General features: G+C 72.6%; 8 protein-coding genes, 4 tRNA genes and 1 riboswitch. Of the genes, 6 read left to right on the top strand and 6 right to left on the bottom strand.

Going from position 1 to position 13,002, the window contains the following annotated elements; translation table 11 throughout:
• Positions 1-6: 6 nt before the first annotated feature.
• The 4 genes from QSK26_RS29860 to QSK26_RS29845 form a co-directional block, all read right to left on the bottom strand.
• Positions 7-1,224: a mechanosensitive ion channel family protein gene (locus QSK26_RS29860; protein WP_285778621.1), complete on the bottom strand. Its 1,218-nt coding sequence runs from the start codon at positions 1,222-1,224 to the stop codon at positions 7-9.
• Positions 1,225-1,291: 67 nt separating this feature from the next.
• Positions 1,292-2,305: a ribonucleotide-diphosphate reductase subunit beta gene (locus tag QSK26_RS29855; RefSeq protein WP_285778620.1), complete on the bottom strand. Its 1,014-nt coding sequence runs from the start codon at positions 2,303-2,305 to the stop codon at positions 1,292-1,294.
• The gene (locus tag QSK26_RS29850) at positions 2,302-4,515 is read right to left on the bottom strand and encodes a ribonucleoside-diphosphate reductase subunit alpha (RefSeq protein WP_285778619.1); all 2,214 of its coding nucleotides are present in this window, start codon (positions 4,513-4,515) and stop codon (positions 2,302-2,304) included. Before QSK26_RS29850 ends, QSK26_RS29855 begins: the two co-directional genes overlap by 4 nt.
• Before the next feature lie 134 nt (positions 4,516-4,649).
• A riboswitch (cobalamin riboswitch) is annotated at positions 4,650-4,867 on the bottom strand.
• A 24-nt stretch (positions 4,868-4,891) separates the two neighbouring features.
• Complete coding sequence (locus QSK26_RS29845) at positions 4,892-5,893, bottom strand: Bug family tripartite tricarboxylate transporter substrate binding protein (protein WP_285778618.1); 1,002 nt, start codon at positions 5,891-5,893, stop codon at positions 4,892-4,894.
• A 119-nt stretch (positions 5,894-6,012) separates the two neighbouring features.
• On the opposite strand from QSK26_RS29845, the gene QSK26_RS29840 reads away from it, so the two are divergent.
• Positions 6,013-7,197: a cytochrome P450 gene (locus QSK26_RS29840; protein ID WP_285778617.1), complete on the top strand. Its 1,185-nt coding sequence runs from the start codon at positions 6,013-6,015 to the stop codon at positions 7,195-7,197.
• On the opposite strand, the gene glmS is transcribed toward QSK26_RS29840, so the two are convergent.
• The gene (gene glmS / locus QSK26_RS29835; protein WP_285778616.1) at positions 7,198-9,018 is read right to left on the bottom strand and encodes a glutamine--fructose-6-phosphate transaminase (isomerizing); all 1,821 of its coding nucleotides are present in this window, start codon (positions 9,016-9,018) and stop codon (positions 7,198-7,200) included. It lies immediately after the preceding gene.
• Positions 9,019-9,031: 13 nt separating this feature from the next.
• Positions 9,032-9,307, bottom strand: coding sequence for a hypothetical protein (locus QSK26_RS29830; RefSeq protein WP_285778615.1), 276 nt, complete (start codon positions 9,305-9,307; stop codon positions 9,032-9,034).
• Between the two features lie 180 nt (positions 9,308-9,487).
• On the opposite strand from QSK26_RS29830, the gene QSK26_RS29825 reads away from it, so the two are divergent.
• The 5 genes from QSK26_RS29825 to QSK26_RS29805 all read left to right on the top strand — a co-directional run bounded on the left by QSK26_RS29825 (position 9,488) and on the right by QSK26_RS29805 (position 12,977).
• Entirely contained in the window at positions 9,488-12,517 is a 3,030-nt protein-coding gene (locus QSK26_RS29825) for an N-acetylmuramoyl-L-alanine amidase (protein ID WP_285778614.1), read from the top strand.
• Between the two features lie 73 nt (positions 12,518-12,590).
• A tRNA-Gly gene (locus QSK26_RS29820) sits at positions 12,591-12,663 on the top strand.
• Between the two features lie 12 nt (positions 12,664-12,675).
• Positions 12,676-12,746 (top strand) — tRNA-Cys (locus QSK26_RS29815).
• Between the two features lie 73 nt (positions 12,747-12,819).
• A tRNA-Gly gene (locus QSK26_RS29810) sits at positions 12,820-12,892 on the top strand.
• Positions 12,893-12,902: 10 nt separating this feature from the next.
• A tRNA-Val gene (locus tag QSK26_RS29805) sits at positions 12,903-12,977 on the top strand.
• Positions 12,978-13,002: the final 25 nt, after the last annotated feature.

Below are 13,002 nucleotides of genomic sequence, written 5' to 3'. Positions count from 1 at the left end.
GGGTCTTCAGTCCGGATCCTGACCGTCGCGCAGCCCCGGCGCGCCGACCGGTCGCGCCTCGTGCGGCTCACCGTCCGCGCGCCGCCCGCCGCCGTGCACGCCGTCCCCGTCGAACGGACTGCGGCCGTCCCGGCCGTCCTGACCGTCTCGGCGGTCACCGCCGTCCTGGCCGTCACGGTCGGCGAAGCCGGAGCGGGTGGGCGCCTGGAAGGCCGGGCGCTCCTCGACGCGCAGCCGGGGCAGCGTGTGCGGGTGACGGTCCCGGACGTAGGCGACGAGATGCTCGCGCACGTCGCAGCGCAGGTCCCAGGCGCTGGCCGAGTCGGCGGCGCTCATCAGCGCGCGCACCTCGACCAGGCCGTTCTCGTGCACGTCGGTGACCTGGAGGGTCCAGTCCTTCTGGTCCCACAGCGGGTGCTCGCGCAGGTAGCGGTAGAGCTCGGTGCGCAGGTCGTCCACCGGCACCGTCCAGTCGACCCGGAGGAACACCGTGCCGACGACCCGGCTCCCGTGCCTGGTCCAGTTCTCGAACGGGTTGGTGGTGAAGTAGGACACCGGGAGCACGAGACGGCGCTCGTCCCACAGCCGCAGCACGACGTAGGTGAGGGTCAGCTCCTCGATCCGGCCCCACTCGTTGCGCACCACGACCACGTCGTCGATCCTGATCGCGTCGCTGAAGGCCAGTTGCAGCCCGGCGAGCACGTTCCCGATCGTGGACTGCGCCGCGATGCCGACGACGACGCCGGCGATGCCCGCCGAGGCGAGCAGCCCGGCGCCGAGCGTCCGCACCGCGGGGAAGGTGAACAGCATCGCGCCCAGCGCCACCACCACGAACACCGCGGTGGCGACCCGCCGGACCAGCATGATCTGGGTCCGCGCCCGGCGGGCCCGCACGTTGCCGTCGCCCTCCACCGCGATCAGCCGGTCCAGCACGACATCAGTGATCGCGTAGGCCGCCTGGACCACGAGCCAGGTGACGCAGCCGATCATCAGCAGGTCGAGGCCGCGCTCCAGGCCGCCGGTGGGCGCCGGCTCCCAGACGGAGTTCACGGTGGCCGCGACCGCCGTGGCGAACCCGGGCCAGGTGCACCGCCGGACGAGGGGCCGGGCGAGCACCCAGCGCTCGCCCAGCCTGGATCGCAACAATCGGCGCACCACCTCCACCGCGCCCACCGCCGCCGCCACGGCCACGATCAGAACCAGCCACTGAGGAATCCCGGACACGCCACCTTGCCCCTTTGTCGGTTACTCCTTTCCCATACCTTGCCCTATGTCCGGTCGGATAAGGAGGTCAGAAAGCCTCATCCAGGGTGACGTCGCCCACCACCCCGACCTGGTAGGCCGAGACCCGGCGTTCGAAGAAGTTGGCCAGTTCCTGAACGTCCTGGAGTTCCATGAACGCGAACGGGTTGGCCGAGCCGTACCGGGTGGGCAGGCCGAGGCGGGCGAGCCTGCGGTCGGCGACGTACTCCAGGTAGAGCCGCATCCGGGCGGCGCTCATCCGGCCGAGGTCGTCGCCGTCGCCGCACAGGTCGAGGGCGAAGGCGAGCTCGGCGGCGACCGCCTCCTCCATCATCGTGACGACCTGCGCGCCCAGCTCGTCGTCGAACAGGCCGGGCTCCTCGGCGCGGACGGTGTCCACGACGCTGAAGGCGAACTCCATGTGCATGGACTCGTCGCGGAACACCCAGTTCGTCCCGGTGGCCAGCCCGCCGAGCAGCCCCCGGGAGCGGAACCAGTAGACGTAGGCGAAGGCGCCGTAGAAGAACAGTCCCTCGATGCAGGCGGCGAAGCAGATCAGGTTGAGCAGGAACGCCCGCCGGTCCTCCCTGGTCTCCAGCCGCCGCAGCCCGCCCAGCGAGTCGATCCAGCGGAAGCAGAACTCCGCCTTGGCCCTGATGGACGGGATGTGCTCGACCGCGGCGAACGCCCTGGCCCGCTCGTCGTGGTCGGGCAGGTAGGTGTCCAGCAGGGTCAGGTAGAACTGGACGTGCACGGCCTCCTCGAAGAGCTGCCTGCTCAGGTAGAGCCGCGCCTCCGGGGCGTTGACGTGCTGGTACAGGTTGAGCACCAGATTGTTGGCCACGATCGAGTCGCCGGTGGCGAAGAACGCGACGAGCCGGTTGATGAGGTGCCGCTCCCGGTCGCTCATCCTGGCCAGGTCGGCGAGGTCGGAGTGCAGGTCGACCTCCTCCACCGTCCAGGTGTTGCGGATCGCGGCCCGGTAGCGCTCGTAGAAGTCCGGGTAGCGCATCGGCCGCAGCGTCAGGTCCATCCCGGGGTCGAGCAGCATCGGCTCGTTCACTGGCACGCCTCGCAGATCTCGGGGTTCTCCAGCGAGCACGCCACCGCGTCGGCCGGCAGGACCTCGGCGACGGGGCTCACGGTGGTCTGGGCGATCCTGGTCGCCGGACGGGACCGCAGGTAGTAGGTGGTCTTGAGGCCCGCCCGCCAGGCGTAGGCGTACATCGAGGACAGCTTCCCGATGGTCGGCGAGGCCATGAACAGGTTCAGCGCCTGGCCCTGGTCGATGTACGGCTGCCGCGCGGCGGCGAGGTCGATCAGCGCCTTCTGCGGGAGCTCCCACGCCGTGCGGTAGAGCGTCCTCAGCTCGCCGGGGATCTCCGCGATGTCCTGCACGGACCCGTCGGCCCGCTTGATCGCGTCCCTGACCTCCCCGGTCCACCGGCCGCGCGCCTTGAGGTCGGCCACGAGATACCGGTTGACCTGGAGGAACTCCCCGGACAGGGTCTCCCGTTTGAACACGTTGGACACCTGGGGCTCGATGCACTCGTAGCAGCCGGCGATGGAGGCGATGGTCGCGGTCGGCGCGATGGCGACGAGCAGCGAGTTGCGCAGGCCGGTGACCGCGACCCGGGCCCGCAGCGCCGCCCACTCCGCGGGGTGCGCGGGCACGGCGTCCGGGTAGTGGTCGGGGTGCAGCACGCCGGCCGCCGCCCGGGTGTCGGGGTAGGCCGGATGCGCGCCCAGTTCTTCGGCGAGCTCGGCCGAGGCGCCGTACGCGGCGAGCGCCACCTCCTCGGCGATCCGGGCCGACAGCTCCCGAGCCCGCGGCGAGTCGAACGGCAGCCGCAGCGCGAAGAACACGTCCGCGAGGCCCATCACGCCGAGCCCCACCGGCCGCCACTTCCGGTTGGCCCGCTCGGCCTCCGGCGTCGGGTAGTACCCCAGGTCGATCGTCCGGTCCAGCACCCGCACCGCGGTCCGCACGGTACGGCGCAGCCGCGCCCAGTCCATGCCGGCGGCCTCGCCGTCGCCGTCGCCGCCGTCGCCGCCGGACAGGTGGGCGGCGAGGTTGACCGAGCCGAGGTTGCACACGGCGGTCTCCGTGTCGCCGGTGACCTCCAGGATCTCGGTGCACAGGTTGGACAGGTGGATGACGTTGGCGGGCAGCGCGGTCTGGTTGGAGGTGCGGTTGGCCGCGTCCTTGAACGTCATCCAGCCGTTGCCGGTCTGCGCGAGGGTGCGCATCATCCGGCCGTAGAGCGCGCGGGCCCGTACCTGGCCGGTGTACCGCCCGGCCGCCTCGGCCGCCCGGTAGGCCGCGTCGAACTCCGCGCCCCACAGGTCGGTGAGCTCGGGCACCTCCTTGGGGTCGAACAGCGACCAGACGCCGTCCTCCTCCACCCGCCGCATGAACTCGTCCGGGATCCAGTTGGCCAGGTTGAGATTGTGCGTGCGCCGGGCGTCCTCGCCGGTGTTGTCGCGCAGTTCGAGGAACTCCTCGACGTCGGCGTGCCACGGTTCGAGGTAGACGCACGCGGCGCCCTTGCGCCGGCCGCCCTGGTTGACCGCGGCCACCGAGGCGTCGAGGGTGCGCAGCCACGGGACGATGCCGTTGGAGTGGCCGTTGGTGCCGCGGATCAGCGATCCGCGCGAGCGCACCCGGGTCCAGGAGATCCCGATGCCGCCGGCGTACTTGGACAGGCGGGCGACCTGGCCGTACCGCTCGTAGATGGACTCCAGTTCGTCGCGCGGGGAGTCGAGCAGGAAGCAGGAGGAGAGCTGGGGCCGGCGGGCGCCCGCGTTGAACAGTGTCGGCGAGCTGGGCAGGTAGGACAGGCCGGCCATCAGCCGGTAGAGCTCCTCCGCCTCCGCGACGGTGCCGGCGAGCCCGCAGGCGACGCGCAGGAAGAAGTGCTGCGGCCGTTCGAGCACCTTGCGGGTGACCGGGTGGCGCAGCAGGTAGCGGTCGTAGACGGTGCGCAGCCCGAAGTACTCGAAGACGTCGTCGGCGCCGGGGGCGATCAGCGCGTCGAGGGCGGCGGCGTGCTCGGCGACGAACGCCGCCAGCCCGTCCTGGACCAGCCCGGCGGCGTGGGTGGCCGCGACCGACTCGGAGAACTCCCGCACCCCGCCGGCCGCCGCCTCCTCGGCGATCTCGTCGGCCAGCAGCCGGGCCGCGACCCGGGAGTTCTCCGGGTCGATGAGCACCCTCGCGGCGGCCTCCTCGATGGCCGCACGTCGTCGGGCGGGTGTCATGACTGTCGTCACGTGTACTCTCCTCGCGAGCTCTTCCCCCGGAAGGGCACGCGTGAGGACGCCGCGGGTCCGCCGGTTGGCGAGCCCGCGCCGTGCCGTCCCGCGGCCCTCCCTCGAGGCCCTGGACCGCGCGCGCCCCCGGCCGGGGGCGCGCGGCGTCGCCGGCAGGTCTTCGGACTCACGGGCGCCGCGCCCGGTGAGGCACCAGGCGCGTCCTACTGGCCGTCGCTTCCCGGGCCGTGCGATCGGCCCAGTGCTCTTGACGGCGGTCGTTCCCGTTCACCGCTGCGGGGCAGTCCCGGACTTCCACCGGGTTCCCTCTTGCCTCGCCTGTGACAGGCGAACCAGCAACATCACGGGATCCTACATCTAGTGGCGGGGAACGCAACTACCCCCCATAAGTTGTGTCCGGGTGGGCGAGGAGGCCGAGATCGCGGAGCACGGCCCGGGTTCTGGCGATCTCGGCGCCGAACCACTGGGCGAAGCCGTCGCCGCCGAGGTGCAGCGGGGGCCAGCCGTGGGCCCGGCACGCGTCCCGCCAGCCGGAGGCCTCTCCCAGCCGGTCGCAGACGCCGGCCGCGGCCACCCGCTCGTCGTCGGTCATCCCCGCGGGTCCCAGCAGGCCGCACCAGTCGGCGAAGTCGACCCCGACGCCGCATTCGAGCAGGCTCGGCGCGTCGACGCCGTCGATCCTGGCGGCGGAGGACACGGCGAGCGCCCTGGCCGCGCCGGAGCTCAGCAGCCGCCGCCACTCCCCCAGCCTGCCGATGGCCACCGGCACCCGCCCGGCGAGCACGGCCGAGGCCGCCAGGCCCGCGGTCGAGTAGCCCGCGTACTCCACCCGCCTGGCGTCCACGCCGAGGCCCTGGGCGATCAGGCCGAAGAGCACGTGCTCGGCGCCGCCCGCGGGGCCGCCCGCGACGTGGAGGCTGTCCGGCGCCCGCCGGAGCGCGGCGGCGAACGCCTCGAAGTCGCGCAGCCGGGAAGCGTGGGGCACCACGAGCACCTCCCGGTCGCCGATCAGCCGGGCGAGCGGGGTCGCGGACTCCAGCGCGCGCCCGGCATCGTCCATCTCGACCGAGGCGACCAGCGGCACCCCGGCGAGGAGCCACCCGGCGGATCCCGCCGCGGGCCGCCCGCCCAGCACGTCCCTGACCACCGTGACGGGCGCGTCGGAGCGGCTGTCGGCCCGGGGCGCGCGGGCGAGCCCCGCGGCGCCGAGCGCCGCGACGAGGACGGCGGCGACCTCACGCCACTCCGGCCTGGCCGCCGTCGCGGCGACCACGGAGAGCCCGGTCAGGGAGCGCTCCGCCGTAGGGCCGCGGGTGGAGCAGCCCGCGGCCGCGGCGACCAGCCCGGCCCCGAGCGCGAGAAACCCCCGACGGTACATGTGCCCCACTTCCCACGAAAGGACTCATACCATAGGTTATCCCCTCATCACGGAACGTGACCACGAGGGTGGGGAGTCCGGGCCTTCTCAGCCCGCGGATCCGCGGGTATGGTCCGCTCGTGGCCGAAATCGAGAGCTATCCCTTTCAGAGCGGCCCTCGGGGTTGCCCCGCGCACGAGTGGGACGCGAGGCGGCGGGACGACCCGCTCGGGCCGGTGCGGCTGCCCAGCGGCGACGTCGTCACCCTCGCCGTCAGGCACGACGACGTCGCCGCGGTGCTGATCGACCCGCGGTTCAGCAGGGAGCTGTTCTATCCGGGCGCGCCCCGGATGTTCGACGGCTTCGACCTCGCGGCCCTCCCCGACACGCTGCTCAGCATGGACCCGCCCCGGCACACCAGGATGCGCAGGCTGCTGTCGGGCACCTTCACCCCGCGCCAGGTCGAGTCCTGGCGGCCCCGGGTGCGCGCGATCGCCCGCGACCTGCTCACCGCGCTGCCGGCCGGGTTCGACCTGGTGGACGACTTCGCCTTCCCGTTGCCCATCCAGATCATGTGCGACGTGATGGGAGTGGCCGGGATCGACGTCGCGCGGGTGCGCGGCTGGTCCGAGGCGATGCTGTCCACGTCGAGCCTGCCGCCGGAGGAGAAGGTCGCCGCCGCCGCGGAGTTCCACGCCTACACCACCGAGCTGATCGCCACGCACCGCGACGACCCGGGTGACGGCCTGCTCGCCTCGATGATCAGGGCCAGGGACGAGGGCGACCGGCTGACCGACGAGGAGCTGGTGATCAACACGATCGGGCTCTTCCTCGCCGGGCACGAGACCACGGCGTCCCTGCTGGCCCGCGCGATGCTGCGGCTGCTCGACCCGCGCGACGGCTACGAGCGGCTGGTCGCCGAGCCCGAGCTGGCCGGCACCGCGGTGGAGGAGCTGCTGCGGGTGGAGTCGCCGGCGCTGGCGGCGTTCCTCCGGGTGGCCACCGAGGACGTCGAGCTGCCCTCGGGCACGGTGCGCAAGGGCGAGGGCGTGATCGCCGGGCTGGCCGGCGCCAACCACGACCCGACGGCCTTCACCGAGGCCGGAGCCCTCGTCCTGGACCGGGAGGGCCCGCCGCACCTCGCCTTCGGCCGCGGCCCGCACTTCTGCCTGGGCGCCAACCTGGCCAGGATGGAGCTGCGCGAGATCCTGACCGTGCTGACCGAGCTGGCCCCCGGCCTCACCCTGGCCGTGCCCGCCGGCGAGGTCCCGTGGACCGAAGGCACCCTGGTGCACCGGCCCACGAGACTCCTCGTCCGGCGCTGACTACTCCACCGTGACGCTCTTGGCGAGGTTGCGCGGCTTGTCCACGTCGCGGCCCAGCGCCACGGCCGCGTGGTAGGCGAAGAGCTGGAGCGGCAGCGTCAGCAGGATCGGGTCCAGCTCGACCTCGCTCTTGGGCACCACGATGCAGTCGTCGGCCAGCCTGGGGTCGGCCTCGCGGTGGCCCACCATGAGCACCCGGCCGCCGCGGGCCCGGATCTCGCCCAGCGTGGTGAGGTTCTTGTCCAGCAGTTCGTCGTCGGGGACGATCGCCACCGTCGGCATGTCCGGGCCGATCAGCGCCAGCGGGCCGTGCTTGAGCTCGCTCGCGGGATACGCCTCCGCGTGCACGTAGGAGATCTCCTTGAGCTTCTGCGCGCCCTCCCTGGCCACCGGATAGCCCCGGACCCGGCCGACGAACATCATGCTGGGGTGATCGGCGTACTTGCGGGCCAGCTCGGCGATCCTCGGCTCCAGCTCCAGGATCTGCGCGATCTGGCCGGGCAGCAGCCGCAGCGCCTCGCAGATCCGGCGGCCGTCGGCCGGCGACAGGTCGTGCACCCGGCCGAAGTGCAGGGCCAGCAGCGCGAACGACACCGCCGTGGAGGTGAACGCCTTGGTGGAGGCCACCGACACCTCCGGCCCCGCGTGCAGGTAGACGCCGCCGTCGCACTCCCGGGCGATCGCGCTGCCCACCGTGTTGACGATGCCGAGGACCCGGCCGCCCTTGCGCTTGAGCTCCTGCACGGCTGCCAGCGTGTCGTAGGTCTCGCCGGACTGGCTGATCGCGACGTAGAGCGTGTCGTGCTCGACCACCGGGTTGCGGTAGCGGAACTCGCTGGCGGGCTCGGCGTCGGCCGGGATGCGGGCCAGCTCCTCGATGAGCTGGGCGCCGATCTGGCCGGAGTAGTAAGCGGAGCCGCAACCGATGATCTTCACCCGGCGGAACGCCCGGGTCTCGTGCGGCGTGAGGTTGAGCCCGCCCAGGTGGGCGATGTGGAAGCGGTCGTCGATCCGGCCGCGCAGCGTCCGGGCCACCGTGTCCGGCTGCTCGGAGATCTCCTTGAGCAGGTAGTGCTCGTAGCCGCCGGTGTCGTAGTGGCCCGCGTCCCAGTCCACGGTGAGCGGCACCTTGGCCGTCTCCCTGGCGTCCATCGTGAAGGTGTGGAAGCCGTCCGCGCGCAGCACCGCGAGCTCGCCGTCCTCCAGGTGCACGACCTGGCGGGTGTACCGGACCAGCGCGGCCACGTCGGAGGCGGCGAACATCTCCTTCTCACCGATGCCGAGCACGATCGGGCTGCCGTTGCGCGCCACGACCACCTCGCCGGACCGCTCCGCGTCCACCACGGCGATCCCGTACGTGCCGACGACCAGCTTGAGCGCGGTCCTGACCGCCTCCTCCAGGGAGTCGGTGTCCTTCACGGTGCGGGAGATCAGGTGCGCGAGCACCTCGCTGTCGGTCTCCGAGGCGAAGTCGACGCCGTCGGCCGTCAGCTTGGCGCGCAGCTCGTCGGCGTTCTCGATGATGCCGTTGTGCACGACCGCGATCCGCTCGGCGGCGTCGAGGTGCGGGTGGGCGTTGAGGTCGCTGGGCACGCCGTGGGTGGCCCAGCGGGTGTGCCCGATGCCGATGCCGCCCTTGAACCGCGCCGGTACGGCGGAGGCCAGGTCGGCGACCCTGCCCTTGACCTTGCGCGTCTTCAGCCCCCGGTTGACGACGGCCAGACCGGCAGAGTCATAGCCGCGGTACTCAAGACGCTGCAACCCCTCCAGCAGGATCGGCGCAGCGTCTTTCGGCCCCACATAGGCGACAATTCCGCACATCGAATAGAGCTCCTTACCCGTAAACGATCCTGCGGAGCTGCCGCACGGACAGCTCCGGTGCCGCGACCCGCCTGGACGGCAGTTCCGCGGAGATCCGTCGGAAGATCTCCTCGTTGGTCAGCCCGCCGGACTTCAACTCCCCGTGCCGGCGGCGAACGAACGCCTCCGTGCCCTCGGAGAAGTAGGTCAGCACATCGGCCACGACCCGCGCCGCCTCACCGGGGCCGAGCGCGCTCGTCCTGGTGAGGTGGATGATCAGATCCTGATGAGGATGCCGCGTCACGGTCACAGAGCAGGACCTTACGCAGCCGAAGTAGCGATCAACAACTTTTCTGCCCGAATTCGGGCAGAACGCCGCGTGTTTTGCATACCGATCCTCCTTGACGGCTCGCCGAGGTTCCTCGCCTAAAAGGGACATCGCCCGCAACCGGTTACTCTATGCAGCGAAGAGCATTCGAGGAGTAACTCTATGCGTTCCGGATCGCCGTCCGCCGCCGTCACTCTCGCCGTCACTCTCGCCGTCGCCGACCTCGCCATCACCCCGCCCGCCCACGCCCTGCCCGCCCTTCCCACCGCCTCCGCGCATCCCACCGCCTCCGCGCATGTCCCCTCCGACGCCGCCGGGTCCGGCGGGTCCGCGGGGTCCGCCGGGGACGCCGGGTCCGCCCGGCAGGCCGACTACGCGCGGGCCGCGCGGGCGTACGGCGTGCCGGAGAGCGTGCTGCTCGCCGTCTCCTACCTGGAGTCGCGCTGGGACACCCACGGCGGGCTGCCCAGCACCGCGGGCGGCTACGGCCCGATGCACCTCACGACCGCACCCCCGCGGCACGCCGCGCACCCCCACGGCCACCACCACGACGGGACCGAGGACCCGCGCGGCGACGACAGCCGCCCACGCCTGACCCTCCACTCCCCCGGCTCCGCCTCCCTCCTGGACCCCGGCCACGACTCCACCCCCCACCGAGGATCCGCCCCCCTCTCCGCCCCCTTCCCGCACCCCGGCTCCGCCCGCCGCGCGCTGTCCGGCGCCGCCCGGGTGGCCGGCGTCCGGCACGGGGCGGGCGCGTCGCGGGAGGCGGCCACCGGGATGGTTCCCCAGGTGGACAACGTCATGCGGGCGGCGCGGATCACCGGGCTCGACTCGGCCGTACTCCGGTCCGATCCGGCGGCCAACATCCGGGGCGGCGCGGCGCTTCTCGCCGAGCACCAGCGGCGGCTCGGCGGGCCGCTCTCCGCCGACCCCGCCCGGTGGTACGACGCCGTCGCCGCCTACGCCTCCCCGACCGGCGAGCCTGCCCGGCGCTCCGGATTCGCCGAGGAGGTCTACGCGCTGATCAGGTCGGGGATGCAGGCGACCACCGACGACGGCCACGCCGTACGGCTCGCGCCGGCCCCCGGGCTGCGGGCGGCGAGCAGGACCCCGGCGCCCGACCGGTCCGGGAGCGGGCAGGCCGAGTGTCCCGCGTCGGTGTCGTGCGAATGGATGCCCGGCGCGTACGAGAAGCTCGGCAAGGGCAGGTACGGCAACCACGACCGGCTGCGCGGCCCCCGGGAGATCGACTACATCATCGTCCACGACGGCGAGACCACCTACGACACCATGACCCGGCTGAGCAAGAACCCCTCCTACGTGAGCTGGCACTACACCCTGCGCTCCCGCGACGGGCAGATCGCCCAGCACCTGCGGACCCGTGACATCGGCTGGCACAGCGGCAACTGGTACGTCAACGCGCGATCGATCGGCCTGGAGCACGAGGGGTACCTCGCCCAGGGAGGCGCCTGGTACACCGAGGCGATGTACCGCGCGTCGGCGAAGCTGGTGCGTCATCTCGCCGGGAAGTACCGGATCCCGCTGGACCGCGCGCACATCCTCGGCCACGACAACGTGCCCGGCACCACCCCCTCCGAGGTCCAGGGCATGCACGAGGACCCCGGCCCGTACTGGGACTGGGCCCACTACTTCCGCCTCCTCGGCGCCCCCCTCAGACCCACCCCCACCCGCCACCTGGCCGCCCCCGTCGACGCGACCCCCCACCCACCCCACACCACCACCGCCCACCCACCCCTGAACGCACACCCCCGGTCGGACTCCCACCCCCCGTCGGCCGCGCACCCGCTGTTGGCCGCGCAGACCCCGTCGGCCGCGACCGTCCCGGAGCGACCACGGTCCGGCAGCCCCGCGCATCTCGCGGCCTCCCGCCCCGTCTCCTTCCGGACGATCCTCGCCGCCTCTCACCCCACCTCCTCCCGGACACCCCTCACCGCCTCCCCTCCCACCTCTCCCCGGACGGCCCTCGGCGCAGCGGCCGTCGGCACAGCGGGCACGGCCATCCACCCCTTCAGCGCCGGAGCGACGGCCCCTGACCCGGACCCGGGCACGCCTGCGGCGCCACCGCCGGGCGCCACCCCTTTGAGCGCCACGCCCGGGTCCTCCGCCGGCACCACGTCGAACCCGCCGTCCAGCCCGCCCCAGGACGAGGCCACGAGCCCGGCCCCCCGCCCCCGCCACGCCACATCCATGGACACCGCCCCCCGCCCGCGCCACGGATCGTCCCTGGACACCGTCCCGCGCCCGCGCCACGGCACCTCGCTCGACACCGTCCCGCGTCCCCGGCACGGCACCTCGCTCGACACGGCACCCCGGCCCCGGCACGCGTCGTCGCTGGACACGGTGCCCCGGCCCCGGCATGACACGTCGCTGGACCCCGTCCCGCGCCCGAGGCACGACACGCCGGCGAGCCCGCCGCCGCGGCCGATCATGCCGCTCAGACCGCCGCCGCGCCCGCCCTCGGCGGACGTGGCCGAGCCGGGGATGCACGTCCCGGCCGGGTACCGGATACGGGCGGCGGAGCCGTCCGGACCCCGCGCGATCATGATCGCGCCGGACTTCGACACGCACCGCCCCACGTTCACCGGGTGCAGCGGCAGGCGGCCGGAGCGGGTGTGCCCGAGCGGCGGCGCGGCGTCCGTCTGGCTGCACGACGCGCCCAGCCACGACGCGCCCCTGGTCAGGGACGAGGGCAAGCACCCGGGCGGCGGCTCCACCCGCAGCGTGTACGACCACGCGGCCCGCGCCTCGACCGGGCAGAAGTACGTCCTGGCCGGTCAGCGCGGCGAGTGGACCGCGATCTGGTACCTGGGGCGGCGGGCGTGGTTCCACAACCCGCCCGGCGCCCGGACGGCTGTCCCGGCCGGCGGCCGGATCGTCACCCCGCGCCCCGGCCTCACCTCGGTCCCCCTGTACGGCAGGGCCTATCCCGAGGCGTCCGCCTACCCGCAGGGCGTCCCGGTGCAGAAGCTGGTGCCGTTGCAGTACAGGTTCGCCGCGGGCCAGCACTACACCGTCGGCCTCACCGTCGACGCCTCTTACCTGCGGGCGGCCACCTTCGACCCGGCCCGGCACGTCATCGTGCGCGGCGGCCTGACCTATCACCAGATCCAGTTCGGGCACCGGGTCATGTTCGTCAGGAGCGACGACGTGCGGGTAATTAGGAGCTGATCCGCATGGCGATGGCGTGGCGTGGTCCGAGATGACGATAAGGTTTCCACGTGGGCCGGTTCACCGGCCGCACGCGGACGTGGCTCAGCTGGTAGAGCATCACCTTGCCAAGGTGAGGGTCGCGGGTTCGAATCCCGTCGTCCGCTCGGGTTCATCCCGGTGGAGTGGCCGAGAGGCGAGGCAGCGGCCTGCAAAGCCGCGTACACGGGTTCAAATCCCGTCTCCACCTCAAGGACTCCGGACCTTCCGGAATCCGCTAAAGTAAGGCAGACGCCAAGGGCCTCCAAGCCCGAAGCGATCACGCGGACGTGGCTCAGCTGGTAGAGCATCACCTTGCCAAGGTGAGGGTCGCGGGTTCGAATCCCGTCGTCCGCTCTGTTTACCGGGGCGATTAGCTCAGTGGGAGAGCGCTACCTTGACACGGTAGAGGCCACTGGTTCAATCCCAGTATCGCCCACCACTGCCCATAGCACCTATGGGCTGAC

The sequence above is a fragment of the Microtetraspora sp. NBRC 13810 genome, from assembly GCF_030268685.1.
GTDB lineage: Bacteria > Actinomycetota > Actinomycetes > Streptosporangiales > Streptosporangiaceae > BSRQ01.
The sequence above is the reverse complement of the archived record's forward strand: the minus strand, read 5'-3'. Positions and strand labels throughout refer to the sequence as shown.

Coding starts and splice junctions, on each gene's coding strand:
- QSK26_RS29845 (WP_285778618.1), bottom strand. CDS start 5,893: ATGTACCGTCGGGGGTTTCTCGCGCTCGGGGCCGGGCTGGTCGCCGCG.
- QSK26_RS29825 (WP_285778614.1), top strand. CDS start 9,488: ATGCGTTCCGGATCGCCGTCCGCCGCCGTCACTCTCGCCGTCACTCTC.
- glmS (WP_285778616.1), bottom strand. CDS start 9,018: ATGTGCGGAATTGTCGCCTATGTGGGGCCGAAAGACGCTGCGCCGATC.